The following is a 24,139-nucleotide window of genomic DNA, read 5'->3' on the forward strand; positions in this document are numbered from 1 at the left end:
GGTGGCGCCCTGGAGACGCGATGAGCCTGAAGAAGGTGGTCGGCCTCGGCGCGGCCGGCCTCCTGCTCACGCCGTTCGCCGTGGCGTTCCCCGCGCTAGCCGTGGCGGCCAACGACGAAGCCACCAAGGCCAACAGCAACAGCACGTGCACGTCCGGGCCCGGTCCACAGCCTGTGGACACGGCCGCCGTGGCTGCTCAGGTCAAGCAAATTCTGAACGGGCTTGCAGGACCGCTCGCTTCGGTTAGCGGCCTGGACTCCCCGAGTGTCCAGATCCCCAACGCCAGGACGATCGTGGCCACCGGCATCGCCATGCAGGTCCCCGCTCGCGGCCAGACCATCGCGCTGGCAACTGCGCTGCAGGAGTCCGGACTCAGCAACCTGAGTTCCGGGGACCGCGATTCGCTCGGCCTCTTCCAGCAGCGCCCGTCGCAGGGCTGGGGCACGCCCGCGCAGATCCAGGACCCCGTGTACGCCTCCACCAGCTTCTACAAGGCCCTTCTGGGCGTGGCCGGCTGGCAGCAGCTGCCGCTGACCATGGCCGCGCAGGCGGTCCAGAAGTCTGGCTATCCGGACGCGTACGCGAAATGGGAGAACTTGGCGACCGCTCTTCAGCAGGCCATCTCCCAGGCCCTGCCAGGGGGTTCGAGTCCAGGCGGCTCCCCGTCTCCGACCGCGACCCCCGCACCGTCGCCCACTTCGGGCGGGTGCGGAACGGGTGCGGGTACGGGGACGGACTGGGGGACGATCCCGCCCGGCGTCCTGCCCGCCGGCTACCAGATCCCCACCGACGCCCCGCCCGCAGTGCAGAACGCGATCAAGTTCGCGCTCGGCCAGCTGGGGACTCCGTACCAGTGGGGCGGCAGTTGCACGGCGGCGCACGGCCCCGACCCCATGGCCAGGTGCGACTGCAGCTCGCTGATGCAGCAGTCTTACAAGGCCGGCGGCGTGACGCTGACGCGCACGACCTACACCCAGGTCAGCGAGGGCACCGCCGTGTCGGTGGACGCCTTGCGCCCCGGCGACCTGCTGTTCATCGAGCCCGGGCCGCAAGGCCCTGAACACGTGGGCATGTTCATCGGCCAGGGCCTCGTGGTGCACGCGCCGAAGACGGGCGACGTGGTCAAGATCTCCACGCTCGACTCCTGGAAAGCGGGCATCGTCGCCGCCCGCCGCGTCGCCACCTGACGGCAACTTCCTTCGATCTCAGCGCACTTCGCGCATTCTACCCCTCCCTCGCGCGGCTGTGCCGCGCCCCTCCCTCACCCCTCTAGCCGTGGAGTGTGTTTGCTCACCTACCTCGCCGATTCCGCCACCAAGGTCCAGCTGGCCTTTGACCCCGGCATCACTCCCAGCCAGGGCGGCCTTCCCGGCCTGGACGTCCTCAAGTCCACGGTCGGCTCGATCAACCTCTTCGCGATCATCGCGGTGGTCGGCGCGCTTTGCGTGTCCGGCATCGTGTGGGCCTGGGGCCACCACACGGGTTCGCACGGCAGCGAGCAGAAGGGCAAGCAGGGCGCGCTCGTGGCGGCCGGCTGCGCCCTCCTGCTGGGCGCCGCCAACGGCATCGTCAGCTTCTTCAGCGCAGTCGGGACGAACGTCCACTGATGCTCAAGTCCTCGCCGTTCACCGGGCAGTCCGCGCTGCTGCGCCGGCTGCTGATCGGCCTGGGCGTGCTCGTGGTCGTCGCTCTGCTGGTCGGGCTCATCGCCCGGCTCGCGGGCGGCGGCCACCGCACCCCGAGCGCCGCCAAGTCCCCTTCTGCTCCAGCTGTTTCGGCACCGCCTTCTCCGCCGTCGCCGCGCACCAGCACCAAGCCGTCGACCGGGCCGACGATCGGCACGGCCCCCGTCGTCGCCGCACCGCCGCACACCAGCGACCCGATCGCGTTCGCGAAGGCGTTCGCCGCGGCCCTGTGGAGCTACGACACCCGCACCGCCACGCAGCCCCAGCAGCTCGCCGGCCTGCGCGGGTGGCTGACCAGTGAGAGCCAGTACGCCGACCCGGACGCTCTCGCCGCTCAGGTCCCGGACCCGACCCTCTGGGACCGGATGCGCGACAACGGCCAGTTCGCCGTCGGCGAGGCGGCCGAGGCGCACCTTCCCGCCGCGTGGCAGCAGGCCATCGGCCAGGACCCGACGCAGCTGACCATCGCCTACATCTACGCGGTCACCGTCACCGGCAAGCAGACCGTCAGCTGGCGCGACGGCGGCGCCGGCGCCGAGGACCGCTCCCTCACCCTGGCCGTGCAGTGCCGGCCGAGCCACGACTGCGCGCTGGCTTCCATCGCCCCCACCGTCTATCCCTGACCTCACCCATCGGTCCCAACCAGAGGAGCTGATCGCCCATCGGCTTTTGTGATCTCCCCGGCTCCGGCCTGCTCTGCGACGTCATCGTCGGCGGCGTCAGCGACTCGGTCACCGACTCCATCGGCAAGTGGATCGCTAAGTCCTGCGGCGACTTGGCCAAGAGCGCCGTCGACCTCGCCTCGCGCGCCGTCGACAAGACCACCAGCATCGACCTGTCGGCCGAGTGGTTCCGCACCAACTACGCCACGATCTTGCCGATTGCTTTGACCATGCTGGTGATGACCTTCATCTTCCAGCTGATCAGGGCGGCCTGGCGCCGCGACGGCCAGGCGCTCGGCCAGGCCGTCACCGGCACCGTCTCAGCGACGCTGTTCGCGATGACCGCGATCACCTTCACCGGCGTCGCCGTTGCCATCGTGGACGCTCTCTCCCGCGGGCTGTTCCAGATCGCCAACACGAACATGGACGACGCCGTCAGGCGGATCGTCCGGGTGTCGATGATCAGCATCACGTCACCGCTCGGCTGGGCGATTCCCGCGCTGGTCGCACTCGGCTGCGCTGCCGGAGCGATCCTCTACTGGGGCGCGATGGTCCTGCGCAAGGTGACCATTCTCGTGCTCGTCGTGCTCGCGCCGTTCGCGGCGGCCGGCGGCTCCTGGGAACCGACGCGCGACTGGCGGCGCAAGTGGATCGAGGCCACCGCGACGGTGGTCTTCAGCAAGATGATCATGACGGTGATCATGCTGGTCGGTGTCTCCGCCCTTGGCGAGAGCAACACCAAGGACGGCGTGCAGGCGCTGTCGGACATCATCGCCGGCCTCGTCGTCATGATGCTGGTACTGCTGTCGCCCATGGCGATCTACAAGTTCGTGCACTGGGCCGGTGACGGCGGACAGGGCCATGACCTGCACCGCTCGACCGCAGCCGGCCTTCAGGCTGGCGCTGCCGCCGCGAAGAAGGGCGGCCGGATGGCCGCCACCGCAGCAACTGGCGGCGCAGGTGGCGCGGCGATGGGCGGAGGCGCGGCGATGGGCGGAGGCGCCGCGATGGGCGGAGGCGCCCCGCAGGGCCCGGCCCAGGTTCCCGGCCAGGACAGCCCGGTCGGCGGCAATACCTCCGACTCCAGCTCCGGCTCCGGCTCCGGCTCCGGCTCGGCCCCGTCGACGCCGAGCACGTTCCGGTTCCCCGGCACCTCCTCCGGAGGCGGCGGCGACGACGCGATCGACCAGGCCCTGATCACTCGGCGCGGCAGCCGCAGCAGCAACGGCGGCGACCAGGGACAGCCCCTGATCTCCCGGGCCCCGACCTCCGGCCAGCAGCCCGGAGCACCCGGCGAGGGATCAACCACGAAGGCGAGCAGTGCAGTTACCGCCGCCACCGCCGCGGGCGGGTCCGGTGCGCCGCAGGTCATCATGGGCGCCGGCCGTTCCACCGGCTCTCCCTCCTCAGGCGGGGCAGCAGAAACGTTTCCCTCTGCCGCAGCAGGGCCTGCCTCCGCGCCGGGCGCCGCCGTCGGCTCCTCCGCCCCGCCCACCTCCTGACCGCCGCCGGCCGGGGCCACCGCTCGCCCGAGCCCCGGCCGGCCTCCCGCCCTCACCGAAAGAGTCGCCCCTGTCGGCCTCCGAACTCCCGACCGTCCGGTTCCCAAGCCGGTCCCGCCGCGGCGTGCTGCTCGGGCTCAGTGTCGCCCAGCTCACCGTCGTCGGCACGGCCGGCGCCCTGCTCCTGGCGACGATGGTCGCCACCGGACTGGCCGGCGCCGCCCTGGCCACCCCCCTCTGGGCTCTGGCCGCCGCCCTGGTCATCGTCCGCGTCCACAGCCGCTCCATCGCCGATTGGTCACCTATCGTCATCCGCTACTACCTGCGTCGCGCCAAGGGCCAGCTCGTCTGGCTCGCCCGTCCCGCCACCCGGCCCCGCCGCGACGGCCTCCTCCACCTGCCCGGCACCGCGGCGAGCCTGCGCGCCGTCACCGCCCCGGGCGGCACGCTCGGCGCGGTCCACGACCCGCAGAAGAACACCCTCACCGCCGCCATCCGCGTCTCCAGCCGGGCGTTTGCTCTGCTCGACCCTCCGACCCAGGCGGCCAACGTCTCCGCGTGGGGCCGGTGCCTGGCCTCGCTCGCTCGCACCGGCTACATCACCACCGTGCAGGTCATCGAGCGCACCGTCCCCGACAGCGGTGATGCCCTGCAGCGCTACTGGGCCGAACACGGCCGGCCCGACGCGAAGGTCGCCGGCCCCGTCTACGAGGAACTGCTCGCCGCCTCCGGCCCGACCGCAGCGCCTCACGAGTGCTACATCGCGGTGAGCCTGGACCTCAAGGCGGCCCGCCGCCTGATCGGGGAGGCCGGCGGCGGCCTGGTCGGCGCCTTCGCTGTGCTCGCCCAGCTGGTCCCCGGCTTCGAGCAGTCGCTGCGCAACGCCGGTCTGAACCCCGGCGGCTGGCTGACCACCGGGGAGTTCGCCGCCGTGATCCGCAGCGCGTACGACCCGAAGGCTCTCGCCCACCTCGAGCAGTGGTCCGAGACCGGCCAGCCCACCGCCGACCCGGCCGCCGCCGGCCCGGTCGTGGTCGTCGAGGAACCCGCTCGGCTGAGCACCGACACGGCCTGCCACGCGGTCTACTGGATCGAGCAGTGGCCCCGCTCCGAGGTCGCCCACGGCTTCCTCCACCCGCTCATTTTCGCAGGTGGCGCGCGCCGCACGCTCTCCCTGACCTACGGCCCCCAGGCCCTGGAGGCCGCGCTCAAGGCGGTACAGCGCACGAAGGCCAGCATCATCGCGGACGCCGCCGAGCGCGTGCGCAAGGGCCAGGTCGACTCCGAGGCCGACTCGATGGAGTACGCGGACGCCAAGCAGCACGAACGCGAGCTGATCGCCGGCCACGCCGATGTCGACCTGACCGGTCTGGTGGTCGTGTCCGCCGACACCCCCGACGAGCTGCGCCGGGCCTGCGCCTCGATCGAGACCGCCGCCGCCGGCACCGGCCTGGACCCGCGGCTCCTGCGCTGGCAGCAGGCCGAGGGTTTCACCCAGGCCGCTCTGCCGCTCGCGCGCACCTGACGGGAGGCCCCGCCGTGCACCACCCGCCCACCGGTGAGCACCGCCTGCTGCGGTTCGCCACCGCCGGCATCGACGTCCACCACCACACCGCCCTGCCGGAGCAGGAGCCCGTCTCCCGCGCCGAGTTGGACGCCCTGCACGCCCACTGCGTCGCGCTGTTCGCGCTGCTCGACACGCACACCAGCACCACCCGGCCCAGTGCCCCGGCCGAGGCCGACCATCTCCACGCCGCTCGCGTCCGCGTCTGGCAGACCTGCGAAGCACTCCACGGTGCCTACCACCGCGCCCCGCGCGCCGACGGACGCCGGCCCACCCGCGAGGCGTGCGCGCTTCGGCTGCCGGAAGGGGCACCGGACATGGCGATCTGCCAGCGTCACACCTCCACCGCCGGGCGCGTGCGCCGCATCGCCACCCCCTCCGAGCTGCGTGGCACCCCCACCGCCTCCTCCCGTATCTGATCAGGAGAAACGTTCCTGCGCTCCGCCAGTGCCACCCCCCTGTTCACCCCGACCCGCTCAGACCGCGCCGCCCGCCGCCAGGCCAAGCGCGACCTCGCCACCGCTCGCCGCACCGCCCGCAAGGCCGGCCAACCCCAGCGCCCGAAGAACCGCCGCGAGGAGAACGCCGAACTCCTCCCCACCTACCCCGCATCCGGCCGTCCCGGCCCGGCCTCCCTGCGCGGTAGCAAGCTCAAGCTGCCCGCGCACCGCATGACCACGGCCACCGCCAGTGCCGCGTATCCGTTCCTCGCCGAAGGCGGCCTCGGCTCCTCGGGCGTCCTGATCGGCAGGGATGTCCACGCCGAAGCCTCGTTCGTCTTCGATCCTTTCGCCCTGTACGGAAAAGTTGAAAATTTTACCAACCCGAACACGCTGATCGCCGGCGTCATCGGGCAGGGGAAGTCGGCACTGGCCAAGTCAATTGCCCTGCGCAGCACGGCATTTGGCTACCGCGTGTATGTGCCGTGCGACCCGAAGGGTGAGTGGACGCCGGTCTCGGAGGCGGTCGGCGGCACCACCATCGCGTTGGGTCCGGGGTTGCCGGGGAAGCTCAACCCCTTGGACGCCCCGCCCCCGCCGGCGGGAGTGGATCCGGCCGACTGGGCGGGCGAGGTCCGCAAGCGAAGGCTGCTGCTGCTCGGCTCGCTGGCGCGCACCGTGCTCAAGCGCGATCTCGCGCCGATGGAGTACACCGCGCTCGACGTCGCCCTGGACGCGGTCGTCACCCGCACCGAGGTGACCGGCCAGGTGCCGCTGCTGGGCGACGTCGCCGCCGTCCTCGGGCAGCCCGCCGTCCTGGACGCGGCGCTCGGCGACCCCACCCGCCGGGTCGGCGCCGCCGCCCAGGACCTCGCCCACGCGCTGCGCCGGCTGATCAACGGCGACTTGGCCGGCATGTTCGACGCTCCGTCGACCGCGATCTTCGATCCGCGCAGCCCGATGCTGACGATCGACCTGTCCCGCCTCGGATCCACCGGCGACGACACGGCGCTGGTGCTGGCGATGACGTGTGCGTCGGCATGGATGGAGGCCGCACTCAGCGATCCCGCTGGCGGTCGCAGGTGGGTCGTTTACGACGAGGCGTGGCGCGTCATGCGGCACGAGGCCCTGCTCCAGCGCATGCAGGCGCAGTGGAAGCTGAGCCGCGGGTTGGGCATCGCCAACATGCTGATCATCCACCGCTTGAGCGACCTGCTCAGCGCCGGTGACGCCGGTTCGCGTACCCGTGCTCTGGCGGAGGGCCTGCTGACCGACTGCGCGACCCGCGTGATCTACCGGCAGGAAGCCGACCAGCTGGCCGCTACCGCCGGCCTGCTTGGCCTCAGCGGCGTGGAGACCGCCGCCATCGCCCAGCTGGGCAAGGGCCGCGGGCTGTGGCGGGTGGCAGGGCGGAGCTTCGTTGTTCAGCACCTGCTCCACCGGGCCGAGTTGAGCCTCTTCGACACCGACGCCCGGATGCACGAGAGCCGGACGGCGGCCTGATCGCCACCGGGGTGACCGCGAACACCGCGCTCGGGTGACGGCTCAGGCCCGAACGGGGGCGGCCACGAGGCCATCGTCGCACGAGCCGGCCGCTCCGGGGCCGGAACTCCGGAAAACAGGCCGAGGTCCGCCGCCACCGACCGGTGAGAGAGGGCCACTCGATCCGCCTCTTCTCACCCTTCCCCCAGCGCAGTTGACCGTTCGGGAGCCGTCATCATGCACGTCACCATCGCCCACCTGCCCGAGCGGGACACCGTCGTCGCCGACCCGCCCGACCGGCGCAGCGCGTACTGGCTCGAGCAGGCCGGACTCGTGCGCGACGACGCCCTGCTGCTGCACCGCATCCGCCGCGACACCGACCGCAGCACCGCGCGGCGGCAGATCCTGGAGGCCGAGAGGCTGGTCACGGTCGCCGGCTACGGCTTCACCCGGGTGTACAGCGCGGACGAGCAGCGCCGACGGGTCGAGGAAGTGCCACCGCGCTTGCGGGCGGCGGTCACCGCGGAGCCGCGGACTGTAGGCCGCACCGTCTGGGTGCACCTGGTCAGCGACGACATCGACAACGGCCACCTGGTGCTCCACGCCCAGCATCGGGGCGTCGAGGGTGAGCTTGAGCTGCTCGTCGAGTACCCGGGCGCTGGGGAGGCGGCGGTGTTCTACACCGAGCCGGGCAGCAGGCACTACGGAGCCGATCGTCACCCCAACCTGGAATCCGCCCGCGAGGCGTGGTCCTCCTTGGGGTACGCGGTCGACCCGCCCGAGCCCGGCGTCCGGCGTGCCGCTGCCCGCCGGACGTCCCCGGTGTTGCTCGGTCGCCCCGGCCCGCTCCCGCCCGCGCCACCGCGCGTTGTCGCCTCCTCTCCTTCCCCTGCCTCGAGCATCGGCCCGCCCCCGTTCTGACCGCACCGGCGCTTCCAACTCAACTGCTCTGCCTACTTCTTGGAGACTCATGCCGACCATGACCCTCACCCGCCAGGACGCCCGCCTGGAGGCCGCCCTCGGCCAGAGCATCACCTCTCTGGTCGCCAACGAGGCGCGGGCCGACGCGTCGACCTGCCGCGTGATCGAGACGCACCGCGCACTGGTCGCGGCCGAGACCGCGGTGTCCTTCCAGCGGGTCCGGCTGATCAACATCGCCGCCGCCCAGCGCATCGTCGACGACGGCGTCCTCGACGCGCTGGACGCGCAGCTGGAGCGGCTGGAGGTGGCGGCCGAGGAGCGCGACGTGCTGGAGGCCGACCTCGTGCGGCTGCTCCAGGAACGCGAGGAAGAGGCGAAGCAGCAGGCGGACCAGGCCGCCTCGGTACCCGCTACCGCTCCGGTGCCCGTCGTGGTCGTGCAGGGCGCGGCCCGCCGCCGCTGATCGGGAGTCCTGCGATGTCAATGCCGATGGCAGCTGGCGCTGCCGGCTCGGTGAGTTTCGGCTGGGACTTCGACCGCGGCGAGTTCGCCGTGCGCACCGGTCCGCTGCCCCGGGTAGCCGGAGAAATCCTCTATCAGTCCGGATTCTGGTACCGAGCCGATGAGTTGGACGGCTGGTGTCAGCGCCCGAGCGTCGACCGGGACGACCAGATCCGCAACGCCGCCGGCGCGATCGACCAACTGGTCAAGGCGCGCGTCCCGGTCGCGAACTGGCATCAGCCCTCCCAGCGCAACGCCGACCTGGTCGAGCACTACCGGTGGCTCCAGTACGGCGGTCCGTTCCCGGACGCCGACGCTGCTGCCGCCAAGGCCCGCACGCTCATGTCCGATGCGCTGACCGCGGGCTGTCTGGGAAGCCCGCGCGACCGGGCCGTCGCCGAGGAGGTCGTCTCTGGCGCCCTGGTCGTGGAGGCGATGTACATCTTCGAGGACCGGCACTGGTGGCTGACCGCCACCCCGAAGGACGACGAGCACTCGTACGTGTGGCTGAACTACGAACCCGGCCGCGGCGAGCTCTACGTCACCGACTACATCGCCACCTTCGCAGCGGCCGAGGCCCGCCGCGAGTTCCGGGTGACGATGCTGCGGGACACCACCCGGCCTGCTGCCGCCCGGGCCGAGGCCGCCCGGCCCTCGCGCCGCCTGAGGATGACCACCGCCGGCTCCGCACCGCCCCTGCCACCCGGGCCCGCACCCGGCCGAGTGGCCTCCCGCTGACCCCCTGGAGAACTGCGTGCCCCGCCAGAACCCGGCCACGGCGCCGCAGCCCGGGGTCGTCTTGCGGCGCCTTGCCGGCGCCGGGATCACCGCAGCCACCGCCAGCCGCGATCCGGCTGTGCTGGCGGCGCTGGCCGAGGCCGGATTCCGGCTCGGTCTGGAGGACGCCCCGGAGCGCTACTCGCTAGCGGATCCGGACCCCGCACGGCAGACCCGGACCGCCACCCAACTGGTGGCCGTGCTGGGAGAGCTGGGCGTCCCGGTCAGCATCAGGCCGTCGATCCCCGGCGTCGAGACGGCCAGCGTCGCCCTCTCGCCCTCGGCGACACGCGTCGCCGCCGCCCGCACCACTACCGCGCACGGCGCCCCCACCACTTCCGATCAGGCCCGCCCCGCGGTGCTGGTCCCCATTTCGCCGGCACCGGCCGCCCGCCGCTGACCACGTCCACCTCTGCCCCGAGGAGCAGCGCATCACCCCCGAGCACGTCTCCATCACCCGTGACCCGCAGTACGGCGTCGTCGCCGATGTCGGCCCCGATGTCTCGCCGACCGCCCACACGCTGCTCGCCCGCGCCGGGTTCCGCCAGCTGGACGACGGGCGCCACGCCCTCGACCCGGCGACCGAGCAGAACGTCTTCCTGCACGCACGGCAGACCGTCGCCGCGCTGCGTCGCGGCGGAGTCAAGGTCAGCGCGGACCCGGCGTTCGACTACAACGAGGCGACCCGGCCCGTCCCCGACAGCCCGGCCGCCCGCGCCGCCGGCCCCGGTGCCGTCGTCCAGGCCAGCGCCCCGCGCACGCACGACGTGCACATCGGCCGCCACCCGCGCCTGGGCATCGTCGCCACCAACCCGCACGGCAACCAGCAGGTCGCGTTCGCCCTCGCCGAGGCCGGTTTCACGCGCACCCGCGAGCACCCCAGCCTCTACGTCCTGGACGAGCCCGAGTTCGAAGGCACCAAGCGGACCGCCACCGCCATCTCCACGCTGCGCGGCCAGGGCCTGCGGGTCGCCTCCGACCTCGCGTTCGAACCGCTGGGCGGGCCGTACGAGAGCACCGACCCGTTCGCCACCCGGCTGATCGAGGCGATGGACCGCACCCCGCCCTCGCCCGTCCCCGCGCCGGACCACCTCGCGAACGCCGAGGACCCGTTCGTCACCCGCCTGTTCAAGGCCCCCGACCTCGGCCCCATCCCACCGGTCCCGCAGACGGACCCGTTTGGCACCGTCGTCCACCCGCCGGCCGGGCCGAGCCGCGACGAGCAGGGCGCCGACGCCCTGCTGCACAACCGCGCGCTGCTGACCGCCGAGATCGCCTCCCGCCTGCGCGTCATCGAGGAGCAGGTGCGCGCCAACCCCGGCGGCGTCGACCTGGCCCGCGTCGAGGCGGTGATCGGCGAGGCCACCACCATTCTCGCCGGGGCCGGCAAGGACCTCGCCGCCGTCGCCGCCGCTCCCGCCGCGCCGGCCGCCCGCACGAGTGGACCGGGCAGCGCCCGCGCCCGCGCCGCCCTCGCCACCAGTGGCCGGGTTCGCTCCACCGCCGCTCTGCACGCCACCGGTGCAGCCTCCACTGCCGCGTCCGCCCAGGTCGTCGACCCGCGGATCGCCTGGGCCGCCGGGCACACCAACTCCCGCTGATTGAAGGAGCATTACCCTGTCCGTCAAGAAGAACTGGTCCGTCGAGCACGACTGCGGGCACGAAGTCGACCACGACCTGTCCGCTCGTCCCGCCGACAAGCGCGCCGGCTACGCCCGCTGGCTGGCCACCCGCTCCTGCCGCGACTGCTGGCTGGCGGAGCGCAAGGAGGACACCGCCGAGCGCGAAGCGTGGATCGCCGCCCGCCGCGCAGAGGAGGCGCAGGCCGCCGCCGAGTGGGCCGGCCGTTTCGAGATGCCCCCGCTGGAAGGCCCCGAGCGTGCCATCGCGTGGGGTGAGCGCTGCCGGCACCAGCTGGTGACCGCCGCCTACGAGGCCCTGGTGGTCGAGGGCGTGCTCGCCGAGGGCGACTGGCTGGCCGTCGAGCAGCAGCTGCGCACGCTGGACAAGGCGTCCTGGTGGATCGATCAGCGCGAGAGCGCGCCGGCCGACCTGCCCGAACTGGCCGCCGCCGCTACCAGCGCCGACCGCGCCAACGAGAACCCGAACTGAATGCGGGAGCCGTGAGCGACCCGACCTGCGAGCCCACCGCAGTCGACCCCGTCACCACCGGCACAAGGCCCGACCCGACCCGACCCGACCCGACCCGACCCGACCCGACCGGGCCGGGCCAGCACATCAGGCCCCGGCGTATCCCGAACACCCCGAACTGGAGCACCATTTGACCAACTCCGACGTCACCCTCGCCGCCGGCCACCTGCAGAATGTGACGGAGCAGCTCCAGTCGACCTACTCCGAGAAGGAAGCCCTGCGCATTCTGCGCGAGCTGAACTCCGTGGACGACATCAGCGTCTTCGGAGCGCTCAAGAGCCTGCTGGGAGCTATCGCTGTAACCCCCTGCCACTGCAGCCCCGCATACAAGCTGGGCCAGAAGGCGCTCGACCAGCTGTGGGAACTGTCCCGCACGGTCGAGGAGACCGCGCTCGCCTTCGAGGATCCGGACGGCGCGTGACAGCCAGCTGCCGCCCCGGCATCGAATCGCCAGCTGCCCCATCAGCTGCTCCCAGTCGCGGACGCTGACGTGCAACCGACGATCTCGCGGTACGCCTCCACCGCCGACCTGCTCTCCGCCATCGCCGCAGCCGCTGCCCTCCAGCGCGCCCGCCCCCGCCTGATCGACGCCTGGCGCCCGGTCGAGGACCTGCCCGCCCCGGAGCTGGAGGCGTTCGGGGCGGAGCTGGCCGCGCACCTGCCGGCTGCCGATCACCCGGCCTCGGCCCTGCGCATCCGGTTGGTGTGGCAGTGCACTCTGCGCACCGATCCCGACACCGCCGCCCCGGCCGAGCACCACTTCCGTCTGACGGCGCGGCGCATCCTGGCCGCCACCGGGATCGCCGCCGAGGACGACCCGGCCGCCTGCCGGTGGGCGCTGCTGCGGGTCGGCGAGCACGAGGTCCGGCTCGTCGCCCCGCTCGCCCGGCCCGACGGCACGGTGGCGGACACCGGCCGCGACCGATCCCTGGCCCTGGCGGTGTGCCACCTCGCGGAGACCCGCAGCGCCGGCCTCCACGGACGCTCCCGCGCGGCCCTGGCCGGCAGCACCGGCCAGCGCCCCGGCCTCCTCCCCGCCCTCCCGCCCGCCACCATCGCCACGGCCCGCACCGGCCGGCGCCCGTAGAAAGAGGCTCCCGCTCGTTGCCCGAGACCCGCACCACCAGGACCATCGACGTCGCCAACGACGCGATCGCCCGCGCCGGCCGGGCCCTCGCCGAGATCACCGACCTTGCCCCCTTCCTGACGGCTCACGAGGCGGCCGAGGTCCTCCAGGGACTGACGCTGATGCCCGGAACCGCCCACCAACTCGCGGGCACGATCAGCGAGATCGGCCGGCAGGTCGCCCAGGAGTACGGTGACCGCCCGCCGCTGTGGGAGCCGCTGCTCACCCAGGCCACCGCCATCAGCACCGCCGCCTTCCGCACCGCCGCTGCCTCCGACGCCATCGCCGAAGCCGCGGAGGAGACCACCCGCAGCCGGGCCGCTACCGCGCAGTCCCCGGCGCTGCGGGCGGCCGGCACCGGCGCCTCGGTGCACCTCGCCCCGGCTTCGGCGCCTCCGCCGCACCCCCGCATCGTCGAACCTCCCCACCGCTGACCCCGGAGATCCATGCCCAGCACCCCGGACGAGTTCCTCGTCCATCCGCGCTACCTGGCGGGCGCCGGGGAGATCGGCCGCGTACTCCAGCCCGTCGTCCACGCGCACGGCTGGCCGTTCGAGAACAACCCCTACGGGAACCGGATCGCGGCCACCAGCCCGTGCGGCAGGATCGAAGTCCTCTGCCAGATGGCCGTCTTCCACCTGTGGAAGATCAGCGTCCGCGACAGGCCCGGCGACGAGCGGCCGAGGTGGCAGGCCACCTTCACCAAGGAGACCCCTGCCGAGATCGTCGGGGCGCTCGTCCAGGCCTTGGCCGCCGACCGGTACCGGGCGCCCGAGGAGATCGTCGCTGAGTGGCCCGGTCACCCGAGCACCGCGTGGCGCCCCCTCCTCAAGGCCGGCTGGACTCCGTCCGACCTGACCGAGCTTCGGATCGCGGACCCGGCCACCGGCACCGTCTCCGTGGCGTGGCCCGGCACCGAAGGAGCCGTCGCCACCGTCGTCGACGGCATCCGCCTCACCTCACCGGACGGCAAGGCATCGCTCGTCCACACCCCCAAGCCGGACCACCTCTTCGGCGAAGGCGTCGGCCCCTGGCAGATCGACTGCACCTTCGGCCCAGCCTGGCAGGACCAGTGGACGGCGATCCTGTCCTCTGCCACCCCGGTGCGCTACCTGAACATGCTCATGTCCTCCATCGCCGACCCCGCGCCCGTCGTCCGCGCGCACGCCCAGATCAGCTCCGCCACCCGTACCGCGGCCACCATCCGCAGCCTGCCGCCATCGAGGAGCTCCAACCAGTTCCGTGCTTTCGAGGCCGAGATGGCCACGCTCGACCCCCGCCACCCGAACCAAGGCCACCCACGCCGCTGACAAGGAAGGAAGCCCCCTGCCTGAGCCGCCCCACCAGATCCTCTTCGCCCGCTTCCCCCTGCGCGAGGGCTCCTCCACCACCGGCAGCGCCTGGGCCGAAGCCCCCGACATGGCCAGCCGTGTCCTCCTCGCCCGTGCGGGGTTCTACAACGAGGGCCTCGGTCCAATCTTCACCGCGGAGGACGCCGGCTACGGCGACGTCAACCAGCGCATCCGCCTCGCCGTTCAGCTCCTCGCCGACGCCGGATACACCACCCGGGTCGTCCCTCCGCTCCCGCGCCGACAAACAGAAATCGCCTTTGCTGGACGGGACTTGGCCTATATGCAGTCCCGGCTGGTGGCGGCCACCGCTCAGGTGCACAGGGCGGACACCGTCGAGGACCTCTCCTCCGCCGTCGTCGCGGTGATGGACCCCGAGACCGGACTGCTCGAGCGGCTCACCGCGTTTCTGGACACCGCCTCTCAGCGCCTCGACGCCATCGCCGAGGCGGACCTCCTACCCGCCCGACCACCCATGGCCACCGCGCTGCACGACGCTAGTGCCCAGCTCACCACGGCGGGCTACCTCATCGCCCAGGCGGAGCTGGCCCAGCCCGACGAGCCCGACGACCAGCCGGCCGCACCCCGCGCCATCGCCGCGCGCACCCGCACTTCGCCCGGCAGCCCGACCACCTCCACCACGAGCACCGCGCCGACGCCGGTCGCCGCCTCCGCCCGCGGAGCGGCACGGTGACCCGCCCCGGCTCGGGCGGGGCCGAGCTGGTCCAACTCGTCCGCCGGCTCGACACCGAACCCGGCACCGCTCCAACGACCTGCCCGGCCAAGGCACCCGCTGCCCGTCGCTGAGCACGCCGTACCCGCCGGCTGACCACCCGCCGGCCACCGGGCTGATCGCCCACGTCTCGGGCTTCCGTCCCGCAGTGATCGCCGCCCGCCCCCGCCCGCTCCGGGCCCCTGCCGCTGCGCGCCTCCTGCCCGGCAGACCACCACCCCCTGCAAGGACCGCACTCCTGCCCGCCTCCCCCAAATCCCCCTCTGCAAGCCCCGGTTCGGATGCACTTCTCTACGCGCTCATCGGCGCGGGCATCGCCGTTGCCGTCTTCGGCTCCCTCGCCTGGGTCGGCGGCAACGCCGCCACCGCCGCGACCACCGCCGCCCCGTGGGCCCCGTACCGGCCGGTCGACGCCGCTCTGCACCCCGACCGGCTCTTCCCCCAGCTCAGCTCGCTCCTCCTGCTGATCAGCACCCGAATCGCCCCGGCGCTGATCTCCCTCGCCCTCACTGCGACCGGCCTGCTGCTGTGGTCCAAGCAACGCAGCCAGCCCACCGGCCTCGCCGGCCGCAGCGACCTCGCCCCGCTGCTGCCTGCGGAGATCACCGCCAAGGCGCGCGATTTGCGCCCCAGCCTCTCCAAGGCCAAGCCGCGCGAGATCAGTCCGGACGACACCGGCATCCTGCTCGGCGACCTCGCTCCCAACGGCCCGGAAGTCAGGTCGAATTGGGAGGACGTCGCGGTCGCGATCATGGCGCCGCGCTCCGGCAAGACCACCAGCATCGCCGTCCCCGCGATCCTGCGCGCCCCCGGCCCCGTGCTGCTCACCTCGAACAAGGCGGCCCGGGATGCCTACACGGCGTGCCTGGAAGCGCGCTCCGAGGTCGGGCGGGTCTGGACCATGGATCCGCAGCAGATCGCCCACACCCCGCAGGGGATGTGGTGGGACATCCTCGCCGACGCGGGGGACCTGCCGGGCGCACGGCGGTTGGCAGGTCATTTCGTCGCCGCTGCGGTCGACGAGTCCTCGCAGGGCGATTTCTGGAGCACCGCCGCGCAGAACACGCTCTGCGCCTTGTTCCTGGCGGCGGGCTGCGACCGCCGGCCGATCACGGACGTCCTCAAGTGGCTTGCGGTGCCCAGCGACCGCACTCCGGTCGACATTCTCCGCGACCACCGGATGATCGCCATCGCGGACCAGCTCCAGGGCACGGTGAGCGGCGCCGTGGAAACCCGTGATGGCATTTACGAAACCGCGCGCCAGTATGCCGCTTGCCTCCTGGACCCTCAGATCTCGAAGTGGGTCACGCCGAATCCCGACCTGCCGGAGTTCAAGCCGGGGGAATTCGTCACCCGCAAGGACTCACTGTTCCTTCTCTCGAAGGATGGCGGCGGCTCCGCGAGCGCGCTGATCGCGGCTGCGGCCGACTCCGTGATGCGCACGGCCGTCATCGAGGCCGAACGCGCGGGAGGCCGACTCGACCCGCCGCTGCTGGCCATTCTGGACGAGGCCGCAAATGTTTGCAAAATCGGAGATTTGCCCGACCTCTATTCCCACCTAGGATCGCGCGGCGTCATCCCGATCACCATTCTCCAGAGTTACCGCCAGGGCCAGAAAGTGTGGGGCGAGGCGGGCATGGACGCGATGTGGAGTGCCGCCACCATCAAACTGGTGGGCTCGGGCATCGACGACGCCGATTTCGCCGACAAGTTGTCGCGCCTGGTCGGCGACCACGACGTCGAAACGGTATCGCATTCCACGTCGGAATCCGGCCGGTCCACCTCGGTCAGCATGCGCCAGGAACGCATTCTCCCGCCCGACCAGATCCGTGCCCTGAAAAAGGGAACAGCTCTCCTCTTTGCTACCGGCCTTAGGCCAGCGCTGGTGAATCTGCGCCCCTGGTATAAGGAGCCCGGCGCCGCCGAGGTGGGTGCGGCCTCCTCGCGGCAGACCGCCCTGATCACCGAGCGCGCGATGGCCAAGGCCGGTGGTGCCGCATGAACTACACCACCGAAGCGGCCACTCGAATCCTTTCTCTAGGCGCCGGCGTGCAATCCACGACATTGCTTTTGCTGTCAGCGCTTGGCGAACTCCCGAAGCTCGATTACGCCATCTTCTCGGACACTGGATGGGAGCCATCCAAGGTCTATCTGCACCTGGATGAGGTCGAGCGCAGGATTGCCCGGCCAGCGAACATACCGATCCTTCGGGTATCCTCCGGAAATATCCGCGAGGACGCGCTAGACCCGGCGCACCGGTTCGCGTCTATGCCACTGTACATTCTCAACCAGGACGGCAGTCCGGGAATGACGCGGCGCCAATGTACGGGCGAATATAAGATCAAGCCGATAAAGCGCCAGGTTCGCCAGATACTCGGGTACCCGCATCCGGCGAGGGTTCCCCGCGGCTTGTACGCCGAGCAGTGGATAGGCATCAGCACGGACGAGTTTCATCGGGCCAAGGATTCCGATGTCAAGTACACTCGCCACACCTTTCCTCTGCTGGATCTCGGAATGTCACGGGATGACTGCCTCAAGCTGCTTTCCGAGCACGGCTGGGGGTCCACTCCCAAGAGCAGCTGTCTCGGCTGCCCATTCCACGGAAATGCCCAGTGGCGGGAGATCCGTGACAACTCGCCAGAGGAGTGGGCGGACGTCGTGGAGTTCGATGCCGCGATCCGGGCTGGCAATGCCAGGGCGAATGCCGATGGAAGGCCGTTGCTGGGGCAGGCGTATCTGCATCGCTCCCGGCTTCCGCTCGACCTGGCGCCGATCGACAAGCTCACCCGGGCGGAGGCCCGTGCCCAGCAGCTGCGGCTGGAACTGGACGAGGAGGAGCTGGAGAACGGCTCGGATGCCGGCTGCTCGCCCTTCTCCTGCCGAGGTGATGCCGCCTGACGTCCCACCCGCCCAGCCGGCCTGCTCGGCTGCACCGATAGGACCGTCCTCAACAGACAAGGAGCTTCGAGCTGTTGGACCCATGGCACATCCCGGTCGACCGGGCCAAGGCTCTCACGCTGATCTCGCCGCTGCCGGACGGCAAGGTGGCCGGCACCAAGCAGGTGGCCCGTCGCGGTGGCCTGATCGTCACCGCCGAGCTCACCGAGACCATGCGCTACGACACGTGGAACGGCGTTCGGGTCCAGATCGTCTCGCCGCACACCGGGGAACTGGGCTCCTCCTGGTTCGGCTTCGACGAGTACAACGTGCTCAACCCTCGCTTCCTGCACGGCATGGGCGCGCGAGGCAACCTCCTGCGGTCCAACCAGGCCGATCTCCTGAAACCGGGGCGCATCCGCGCGCAGGCGCTGCGCGCGGCGGTGGCCTCGTACACCGCGGTCTTCGCGCCGTTGCCGGAGCCGTCGGTGGCCGCGCGGGACGCCGTCGCCGACCGGCTCGGCGCTCTCGGGCAGCTCCAGGAGGCGCTCGACCACCTGTCGGCCCGCTTCTCCGAGTTCGGCCACCCAGATGCCGGGGCCCGGTTCCACAGCCACGCCGAGGTGCTCCGGGAGATCGGCCAGGAGATCACCGCGGACCTCCAGCAGTTCGCCCCGCCGGGCACCGCGGGAGCACGCCGCTCGGCTGCGGCCAGTGCCAGGACCAGTACGGCCGGTCGGCTCCACGAGGTCGCTCCTGGCTACTACGCGCCGCCGCGCACTGCGGGCCGAACCCTGTGAATCCCATCATTCCGCCTTCTGAGCAACGGAGTTGACATGACTGAGAACGCCATCGGCTTTCTGCCGGTCACCCGGGCCGACGGGGGCTGGCACCTGTCGGTGGGCGCCGGCCGGGTCCGGATTCGCGACGAGGCGCTCGTCGAGGACCTGGACCAGCTGCGCGCCCTGCTGGCCCCGGACCAACCGCGCGAGGAAGCGGTGCCCGAGTGACGCCGGTCAACCGGGACATGAGCCCGCAGCTGGAGGCCGAGCAGGCGGTACTCGGAGCGTGCCTGCTCGACCCGGCCCAGCTCACCCTGTTGAAGGAGTGGCTGGAGCCCCGGCACTTCTACCGCCCCGCACACGAGAGCTTCTTCGCGATCCTGCTCGCCCAGCACACCGCCGGCCACCCGGCCCTCGCCCTCGCCCCGGACGCCGATGCCGAGGCGAAGGCGGATTGGGCCATCACGGCGATCACCACGGCCACCCGGGAGGTCCCCGGGTTCAGCGCGAGCTACGGCCACACGCTGGTCGCCGCCTGCCCCAGGCCCGCGCACGCCGCCGCCTACGGCCGGATGGTCCTGGAGACAGCGGTGCGGCGGGCGCTGGAGGAACACGCCCACCGCCTGCTGCACGCCGCCGAGACCGAGGCGGTCGAAGCCGCCGTCGAGCTGACCGGCGCGCTGCACACCGTGATCGCGCGGCTGGCCGATGCCTGGGGGACGATCGACCAGCGCTCTCCCCGGCCGCTGCCCACCCCACCCACGCGGCCGGCCGCCGCCAAGGCGGCCGAGGCCGCCCGGCACAACGAGCAGATGCTGCTGTCCAGCCTGATCAGCTCCCCGGAGCAGATCCCGCAGACCGCGTCCTGGCTCACGGCCGAGGACCTCGTCGACACCGGCCACCGCGCGGTCTTCAACGCCATGGCCGCGCTCGCGCACCGGCGCGAGCCGGTAGACGAGCTGACGGTGCTGTGGGAGGTGCAGCGGCGCGGCGCCCTGGCCGCCGGGGTGATCACGGTGGCCGAGGTCCGCGACCTGTGCGCGGAAGGCTTTCCGGGCGATCCCGGCTACTGGGCAGAGCGCGTCCTTCGCGCCGCGCTGCTGCGAGCGGCGGCCACCTCGGCCGGCATCGTGCGGGTGATGGCGCTGGACGCCTCCATCGCCGCCGGGCCGCTGCTCGGCTCGGCCGTACGGGCCCTCGCCCCCGCCGACCGCGTGCAGGAACGGCTCCGCTCCGCGACGGCGCCCCCCACCGAGCGCACCGGACCGGTGGTCCTCGGCACCGCCCGGCGCAAGGGAGCAGCTCTGAGTCGAAGCCCCGCTCCGCCGCCCTCCCCAGCCGCCCGGCCTGCCGACCGCACGGGCGAGACCACCGTACGATCCCGACGCTGACCACCGGAGACCCACACTGCCCCCCACCACCCCCCGTGCCCAGTCCGTGGACCGACTCCACTCGGCGGCCGATTCCATCAACCAGCTCGAGGCCGAACTCCCGCGTGCCTACCGCGAGGAGGGGCTGCCGGGACTGGAGGAACTGGCCGAGCACACCGGCGCCCTGCGCGACTGCCAGGACGACCTGCTGCACGTCGCCACCGCACTGCACCACCCGCATGCCCCGACCGCCGACCGGATCGCGGTGCGCTCCCTGGCGACGGCTGGCGCGCAGCTGGGCGAGGCGCTCGGCGCGATCGGCCGGGCCACCGCGATGGCCGGCCGGCTCTACGAGGTCGACGGCCTCGGCGGCCCGCGCGCCGACGAGGTCCGCGAACGCGGCGCCCAGCAGCTGAACGTGGCGCTGTCCCGGACTCGCTTGGCGCTGAACAGCGCGGCCGAGAACCTGCGCCGCGACGCCCGGGTGCTCAGCGGCCCCGCCGCCGCTCTCGCGCACGGTCCAGCTCCGCGGGCCCTGGCCGCCACCGCCCGGACCAGCGCTGGCCGGAGTGCCCGCACAGTCACCTCGCCCCCGCTGCCGGTCGGGCAGCAGCTCGCCACCCTCCCGGGACGGCGTCGATGAGGCCGCTCGCCACCGCCGGCCCTGCCACCTTCGGCGGCGCCCTGTCCAACTCGGCCTACCGCAACGACCTGGAGGTGGTCGCGGGAATGCTGCGCGCCCTGGGGCACAACGCTGCCGTCACCCCGTCCGGTTCGGCTCCCGGCGTCCCCGACCGCAGCGCCCTGCTGGACCAGGCTCGCCAGGCGCAGGCGTTCATCCGGCACTGCGGCGACAACGCCGAGCACTACGGGCGGCAGCCGGCCGACAACCCGTCCGCGGCCCTACTGGCCGGGGCGTACGAGGTCGCGATGAGCCACGCGGCCACCGTCCACCGTCACCTGGGCGCGGCCCTCGACCTCTCGATCAAGTACGCGCAGTCTCCGCCGGAGCAGCCGGGCAGCCCAGCCGAGGCGCTGCGCCTTCGCCGTGCCGAGCACGCCACCGCCGCGCTGGACAGCGCCGACCGGTGCGCGGCGCAGGGAGCCGAGGCGGTGCTCGCCTTCGCCACGCGGCTCCCGCCCGGCCAGAGCCGGCCGAGCCCTGCTGCGGCGGCGCCGGTGATCGGTTCACCCGTCGTCTCCTCTCCGCTCAGGAGGCGCGGGTGACCGGCAACCCCCTGCCTCCCGCCGTGGCCGGGCTCGGCCAGGCCGACCTGGACGCACTGCTCTCGCTCTCCGAGCAGCTGAGCGCCTTCGAGCAGGCGATCCCCGTACCGGCGCCGCACGAGCCGCTGCCCGAAGTGCGGGACCTGTCCTGGCCGATGGTGCGCCTGCACGAGCTGGTCGCGGCCCCGCTCGACGAGGTGTTCTTCCGGTCGACGAGCGCGCGCGACGCCGGCCTCGGCGTCTTCACCGCCACCACCTCAGCCCTCGCCCTCGCACAGGCCGGACTGGCGAGGGCAGCCTCCCTGCTCGCCGACCCGGTGCCGAGCCCCGAGGCGCAGACCAGCGCCTGGCACGCGCTCGCCACGGTCCGGCGCACGGTGCGCGAGACGTCGCAGGCGCTGGCCGACGCCGCCACGGTCGCCGCCGTCCCCTCCCAGGTCACCAGCCTCGCCGCCCGTCGGCCCACGGCAGCACCGCCTGCAGGCCGGCCACCCGCCGCTGGGGAGAGCGAGCGCCGCGTGGACGCCGCCCTTCGCCGCTCGCCCGCCCTCATTCTGGTCTCCCCGCCTGCCGAGCCCTTCGCTCCCGCGCCCCCGAGCTCCCCGCCCGCAACGGTCGTTCCGCTGCGCCGCACCTGACCACCACGCCGGCCCGTCCGGCCCGACGAAGGGAGGCCACCACGCCCACCGTCACCATCCACGACCACCAACAGCGTCTCCAACTGGCCGCCAAACGAATCGAAGCCGTCGCAGTTTCGCTGCCGGGTCCGTACGACCCGTACCTCAACGAGGTACCGGATGTCCTCGACGTCCGCCGCCAACTCCTCGCGCTCCAAGAGGTGCAGACCAGCACAATCAACGCCGCCACCGAGTACGCGCCGAGCATCTCGACGGACCCGACGGCGACAACCGCAGCCCGTCGCACCGCCATCGCCCTGGCGGGTGCGACCAACCGGATCGCAACGGCCGAACGCCACCTTCTGGCCGTCTTCACCGTCGCCATGAGCGCGAACGTCTGGGCCATCCCCTCCTCCGAAGATGCCCGGCCGGCCGACCACTATCACGAGATTTTCGCCCAACTGGCTAGCTCGGCAAGGGAACTGCGCGCAACGGCCGAACAGCTCCCCACCTCCGGCCAGTCCCAGCACTCGCAGACAGCTTCCCGCGCGAACGCTGCCCGTTCCTTCACCGGCCGGCTCCGCTCGGCGTTCCAGCGCCGCCCCGCTGCGGAACCGCTGCCGGTCGCCGCCCTTCCCCGCACCGCCGCCAAGCCACGGCGCTGACCCTCCCGCCTCCGCCCCATTAGGAGCCCCGCCCTGTCCCTGTCCGTCGAGCACCAGTCCGGCATGCTGCTGCAGGTCGCCACCGGCTTCCACACCGCCAGCGAGCAGCTCTTCCACATCTACTGCTACCGAGATCCGCAGCGCGAACGCCTCGCCGAGGTGCTGGAGCAGCTCTCCGAGCTGCAGCAGACCCTGCTTACGAACGCCGCGGACGAGATGCCGCCGACGGGCCCCGAGGCCCCGCTCGAGGACGTCGCCTGGCACCGCAGCACGATCGCCTACGGCTACGGCAGCTTGCTCCTCAGCAAGGCCCTGCTTCGCGCCCACCCGGCATTGATCGCCGCGATCCAGATCGAGCTGGCCCCCGAGCGCCCAGCCAGCAGCGCCGGGCGCATCCAGTACTTCCGTTCGCTGGGCGCGACCCGCGATGTCCTCCAGGAGGGCGCCTGGAAGCTGGCCCAGATCGCGCACGGTCTCACCGGCCCCGAGCCCGAGGCGCTGCGGGCGATCACCTCCGCGCCGATGGGCGAGTACGCCCACAAGGCCGTCCGCTCGGCCGCCACCCCCTACCCGCCCGAGGCCGCGCCCGCCACGGCGAAGACCGCCGCCGAGGCCGCCGGACCGAAGGCCCAGGTCGCCGTCTCAGCGGCGGCCGTCTCCTCTCCGGCCACCGCCGCCCGCGCCACCTCCGGGGCACGCCGATGACCCGGCACGTCCACCGGCCCCCGCGGATCGGCAGCATGTGTTCCGGCTACGGGGGGCTGGACATGGGCGTCCAGGCCGCCCTTGGCGGCCACGTCGTGTGGCACGCCGAGATGAACCCCAACGCCGCGTCCATCCTCGCCCACCACTGGCCTAGAGACGCCAAATCACGGCGATATAACCGCAGTTGACTGGAGCAGCGTTGAGCCGATCGACGTCCTGACGGCGGGCTTCCCCTGTCAGGACCTGAGCGTGGCCGGCAAGAGGGCCGGGCTCGTCGAGGGCACCCGCTCCGGACTGTGGCACACCATCGCCCGCGCGGTCGACGTCCTCAAGCCAAAGTTGGTGATCATTGAAAACGTCCGCGGAATCCTCTCCGCACCCGCTGGGACGCCAGCCGATGGCGACCTGGAATGCGGCTGGTGCGATCTGGGAGACAGCGGAGGTGAGCCTGCTCTGCGGGCACTCGGCGCGGTTCTCGGAACCCTGGCCGACCTCGGGATGGATGCGCGATGGACGGTGCTTCGCGCCGCCGACGTCGGTGCGCCCCACAAGCGGGAGCGACTTTTCCTCGCCGCGTGGCCTTCCCACGCCCAAGGCGCGCGATGCGAAGGGCCCGGACCCGAAGCGGGAGGACCTGGGGCACGCGGTCACGCTGCTCAAGACCCCGACCAGCAATCTCGGCGCGATCGGGGGCAGCCAGCACCCGGACCGCAGGCGCGAGGGCGGGCACGGCCCGAATCTGAGCGACGAGGTGGAACACCTTCTCCCGACTCCGAAGGCGAGCGACGGCACCCACGGCGGGCCCAACAGCCGTGGCTCGAAGGGGGATCTCACTCTTCCCTCCGCGACCGCGAAGCTGCACCCGGCCCCGCAGAAGCCGGGCCGCCGCACCGAGCCGACCTCCCTCCCGCCGCTGTCCCAAGTGATCCTGCCGATCTGGGAGCCGAGCGCCACGGGCTGAACCGCTGGGGCCCGTACGGGCCGGCCATCGCCCGCTGGGAGC

Annotated in this window: 29 protein-coding genes and 1 pseudogene; all 30 read left to right on the forward strand. The window is 72.4% G+C overall.

What is annotated here, in order from left to right; all coding sequences use genetic code 11:
* Positions 1–20 precede the first annotated feature (20 nt).
* The 30 genes and pseudogenes from BG452_RS00480 (at position 21) to BG452_RS46865 (ending at position 24,097) form a co-directional block, all read left to right on the forward strand.
* Complete coding sequence (locus BG452_RS00480) at positions 21–1,187, forward strand: C40 family peptidase (protein ID WP_188302075.1); 1,167 nt, start codon at positions 21–23, stop codon at positions 1,185–1,187.
* A 99-nt stretch (positions 1,188–1,286) separates the two neighbouring features.
* Positions 1,287–1,607, forward strand: a complete 321-nt coding sequence (locus BG452_RS00485) for a DUF6112 family protein (protein ID WP_188302076.1) — start codon at positions 1,287–1,289, stop codon at positions 1,605–1,607.
* A complete protein-coding gene (locus BG452_RS00490) occupies positions 1,607–2,308 on the forward strand; it encodes a hypothetical protein (RefSeq protein WP_188302077.1) in 702 nt (233 codons plus the stop codon). Before BG452_RS00485 ends, BG452_RS00490 begins: the two co-directional genes overlap by 1 nt.
* 152 nt (positions 2,309–2,460) lie before the next feature.
* Positions 2,461–3,849: a conjugal transfer protein TrbL family protein gene (locus BG452_RS45140; RefSeq protein WP_223241550.1), complete on the forward strand. Its 1,389-nt coding sequence runs from the start codon at positions 2,461–2,463 to the stop codon at positions 3,847–3,849.
* A gap of 70 nt (positions 3,850–3,919) precedes the next feature.
* Entirely contained in the window at positions 3,920–5,374 is a 1,455-nt protein-coding gene (locus BG452_RS45145) for an SCO6880 family protein (RefSeq protein WP_223241580.1), read from the forward strand.
* A 14-nt stretch (positions 5,375–5,388) separates the two neighbouring features.
* A complete protein-coding gene (locus BG452_RS00500; protein WP_188302078.1) occupies positions 5,389–5,832 on the forward strand; it encodes a DUF6238 family protein in 444 nt (147 codons plus the stop codon).
* 15 nt (positions 5,833–5,847) lie between these two features.
* Positions 5,848–7,356, forward strand: coding sequence for an ATP-binding protein (locus tag BG452_RS00505; protein ID WP_188302243.1), 1,509 nt, complete (start codon positions 5,848–5,850; stop codon positions 7,354–7,356).
* 216 nt (positions 7,357–7,572) lie between these two features.
* Positions 7,573–8,256 (forward strand): hypothetical protein, encoded by a 684-nt coding sequence (locus BG452_RS00510; RefSeq protein WP_188302079.1) that lies wholly within the window; start codon positions 7,573–7,575, stop codon positions 8,254–8,256.
* Positions 8,257–8,305: 49 nt separating this feature from the next.
* A complete protein-coding gene (locus tag BG452_RS00515; RefSeq protein ID WP_188302080.1) occupies positions 8,306–8,719 on the forward strand; it encodes a hypothetical protein in 414 nt (137 codons plus the stop codon).
* A 26-nt stretch (positions 8,720–8,745) separates the two neighbouring features.
* Positions 8,746–9,495, forward strand: a complete 750-nt coding sequence (locus BG452_RS00520) for a hypothetical protein (RefSeq protein WP_188302081.1) — start codon at positions 8,746–8,748, stop codon at positions 9,493–9,495.
* Between the two features lie 16 nt (positions 9,496–9,511).
* On the forward strand, positions 9,512–9,934 hold the full coding sequence (locus BG452_RS00525; RefSeq protein WP_188302082.1) for a hypothetical protein: 423 nt from the start codon (positions 9,512–9,514) through the stop codon (positions 9,932–9,934).
* Between the two features lie 367 nt (positions 9,935–10,301).
* Positions 10,302–11,135 carry a hypothetical protein gene (locus BG452_RS00530; protein ID WP_188302083.1) on the forward strand — a complete coding sequence of 278 codons (834 nt, stop codon included), beginning with the start codon at positions 10,302–10,304 and terminating at the stop codon, positions 11,133–11,135.
* 253 nt (positions 11,136–11,388) lie between these two features.
* Entirely contained in the window at positions 11,389–11,646 is a 258-nt protein-coding gene (locus BG452_RS47540; RefSeq protein WP_317620839.1) for a hypothetical protein, read from the forward strand.
* A 169-nt stretch (positions 11,647–11,815) separates the two neighbouring features.
* Positions 11,816–12,106 carry a hypothetical protein gene (locus BG452_RS00540; protein WP_188302084.1) on the forward strand — a complete coding sequence of 97 codons (291 nt, stop codon included), beginning with the start codon at positions 11,816–11,818 and terminating at the stop codon, positions 12,104–12,106.
* Between the two features lie 69 nt (positions 12,107–12,175).
* On the forward strand, positions 12,176–12,772 hold the full coding sequence (locus BG452_RS00545) for a hypothetical protein (protein ID WP_188302085.1): 597 nt from the start codon (positions 12,176–12,178) through the stop codon (positions 12,770–12,772).
* Between the two features lie 17 nt (positions 12,773–12,789).
* On the forward strand, positions 12,790–13,245 hold the full coding sequence (locus tag BG452_RS00550; RefSeq protein ID WP_188302086.1) for a hypothetical protein: 456 nt from the start codon (positions 12,790–12,792) through the stop codon (positions 13,243–13,245).
* A 12-nt stretch (positions 13,246–13,257) separates the two neighbouring features.
* Positions 13,258–14,121 carry a DUF317 domain-containing protein gene (locus tag BG452_RS00555; protein ID WP_188302087.1) on the forward strand — a complete coding sequence of 288 codons (864 nt, stop codon included), beginning with the start codon at positions 13,258–13,260 and terminating at the stop codon, positions 14,119–14,121.
* 109 nt (positions 14,122–14,230) lie between these two features.
* Entirely contained in the window at positions 14,231–14,854 is a 624-nt protein-coding gene (locus BG452_RS00560; protein WP_188302088.1) for a hypothetical protein, read from the forward strand.
* A gap of 277 nt (positions 14,855–15,131) precedes the next feature.
* Positions 15,132–16,895, forward strand: a complete 1,764-nt coding sequence (locus tag BG452_RS00565) for a type IV secretory system conjugative DNA transfer family protein (protein WP_188302245.1) — start codon at positions 15,132–15,134, stop codon at positions 16,893–16,895.
* Positions 16,896–16,957: 62 nt separating this feature from the next.
* A complete protein-coding gene (locus BG452_RS00570) occupies positions 16,958–17,791 on the forward strand; it encodes a hypothetical protein (protein ID WP_188302246.1) in 834 nt (277 codons plus the stop codon).
* Between the two features lie 74 nt (positions 17,792–17,865).
* Positions 17,866–18,570, forward strand: a complete 705-nt coding sequence (locus BG452_RS00575; protein ID WP_188302089.1) for a hypothetical protein — start codon at positions 17,866–17,868, stop codon at positions 18,568–18,570.
* A gap of 36 nt (positions 18,571–18,606) precedes the next feature.
* Positions 18,607–18,780, forward strand: a complete 174-nt coding sequence (locus BG452_RS00580; RefSeq protein ID WP_188302090.1) for a hypothetical protein — start codon at positions 18,607–18,609, stop codon at positions 18,778–18,780.
* A complete protein-coding gene (locus BG452_RS00585; protein WP_188302091.1) occupies positions 18,777–19,943 on the forward strand; it encodes a DnaB-like helicase N-terminal domain-containing protein in 1,167 nt (388 codons plus the stop codon). The genes BG452_RS00580 and BG452_RS00585 overlap by 4 nt, the downstream gene beginning before the upstream one ends.
* A 46-nt stretch (positions 19,944–19,989) precedes the next feature.
* Entirely contained in the window at positions 19,990–20,565 is a 576-nt protein-coding gene (locus tag BG452_RS00590) for a hypothetical protein (protein WP_188302092.1), read from the forward strand.
* Entirely contained in the window at positions 20,562–21,149 is a 588-nt protein-coding gene (locus tag BG452_RS00595; protein WP_188302093.1) for a hypothetical protein, read from the forward strand. The genes BG452_RS00590 and BG452_RS00595 overlap by 4 nt, the downstream gene beginning before the upstream one ends.
* Positions 21,146–21,787 (forward strand): hypothetical protein, encoded by a 642-nt coding sequence (locus BG452_RS00600; RefSeq protein ID WP_188302094.1) that lies wholly within the window; start codon positions 21,146–21,148, stop codon positions 21,785–21,787. Before BG452_RS00595 ends, BG452_RS00600 begins: the two co-directional genes overlap by 4 nt.
* A gap of 200 nt (positions 21,788–21,987) precedes the next feature.
* Entirely contained in the window at positions 21,988–22,431 is a 444-nt protein-coding gene (locus BG452_RS00605; RefSeq protein WP_188302095.1) for a hypothetical protein, read from the forward strand.
* A 63-nt stretch (positions 22,432–22,494) separates the two neighbouring features.
* Positions 22,495–23,136, forward strand: coding sequence for a hypothetical protein (locus BG452_RS00610; RefSeq protein ID WP_188302096.1), 642 nt, complete (start codon positions 22,495–22,497; stop codon positions 23,134–23,136).
* Positions 23,137–23,352: 216 nt separating this feature from the next.
* Positions 23,353–23,652: pseudogene (locus BG452_RS45150) on the forward strand (DNA cytosine methyltransferase); the annotation flags it as partial.
* On the forward strand, positions 23,534–24,097 hold the full coding sequence (locus BG452_RS46865; protein WP_262985957.1) for a hypothetical protein: 564 nt from the start codon (positions 23,534–23,536) through the stop codon (positions 24,095–24,097). The pseudogene BG452_RS45150 and the gene BG452_RS46865, both read left to right, overlap by 119 nt.
* Positions 24,098–24,139: the final 42 nt, after the last annotated feature.

The sequence above is a fragment of the Streptomyces sp. CBMA123 genome, from assembly GCF_014596465.1.
Taxonomy (GTDB): domain Bacteria; phylum Actinomycetota; class Actinomycetes; order Streptomycetales; family Streptomycetaceae; genus Kitasatospora.

What these genes read in the sequence shown, in the direction of transcription:
- BG452_RS00480 (WP_188302075.1), top strand. Translation starts at nt 21, where the DNA reads ATGAGCCTGAAGAAGGTGGTCGGCCTCGGCGCGGCCGGCCTCCTGCTC.
- BG452_RS00490 (WP_188302077.1), top strand. Translation starts at nt 1,607, where the DNA reads ATGCTCAAGTCCTCGCCGTTCACCGGGCAGTCCGCGCTGCTGCGCCGG.
- BG452_RS00510 (WP_188302079.1), top strand. Translation starts at nt 7,573, where the DNA reads ATGCACGTCACCATCGCCCACCTGCCCGAGCGGGACACCGTCGTCGCC.
- BG452_RS00515 (WP_188302080.1), top strand. Translation starts at nt 8,306, where the DNA reads ATGCCGACCATGACCCTCACCCGCCAGGACGCCCGCCTGGAGGCCGCC.
- BG452_RS00520 (WP_188302081.1), top strand. Translation starts at nt 8,746, where the DNA reads ATGGCAGCTGGCGCTGCCGGCTCGGTGAGTTTCGGCTGGGACTTCGAC.
- BG452_RS47540 (WP_317620839.1), top strand. Translation starts at nt 11,389, where the DNA reads ATGCCCCCGCTGGAAGGCCCCGAGCGTGCCATCGCGTGGGGTGAGCGC.
- BG452_RS00555 (WP_188302087.1), top strand. Translation starts at nt 13,258, where the DNA reads ATGCCCAGCACCCCGGACGAGTTCCTCGTCCATCCGCGCTACCTGGCG.
- BG452_RS00560 (WP_188302088.1), top strand. Translation starts at nt 14,231, where the DNA reads ATGGCCAGCCGTGTCCTCCTCGCCCGTGCGGGGTTCTACAACGAGGGC.
- BG452_RS00580 (WP_188302090.1), top strand. Translation starts at nt 18,607, where the DNA reads ATGACTGAGAACGCCATCGGCTTTCTGCCGGTCACCCGGGCCGACGGG.
- BG452_RS00595 (WP_188302093.1), top strand. Translation starts at nt 20,562, where the DNA reads ATGAGGCCGCTCGCCACCGCCGGCCCTGCCACCTTCGGCGGCGCCCTG.
- BG452_RS00610 (WP_188302096.1), top strand. Translation starts at nt 22,495, where the DNA reads ATGCTGCTGCAGGTCGCCACCGGCTTCCACACCGCCAGCGAGCAGCTC.
- BG452_RS46865 (WP_262985957.1), top strand. Translation starts at nt 23,534, where the DNA reads ATGGCGACCTGGAATGCGGCTGGTGCGATCTGGGAGACAGCGGAGGTG.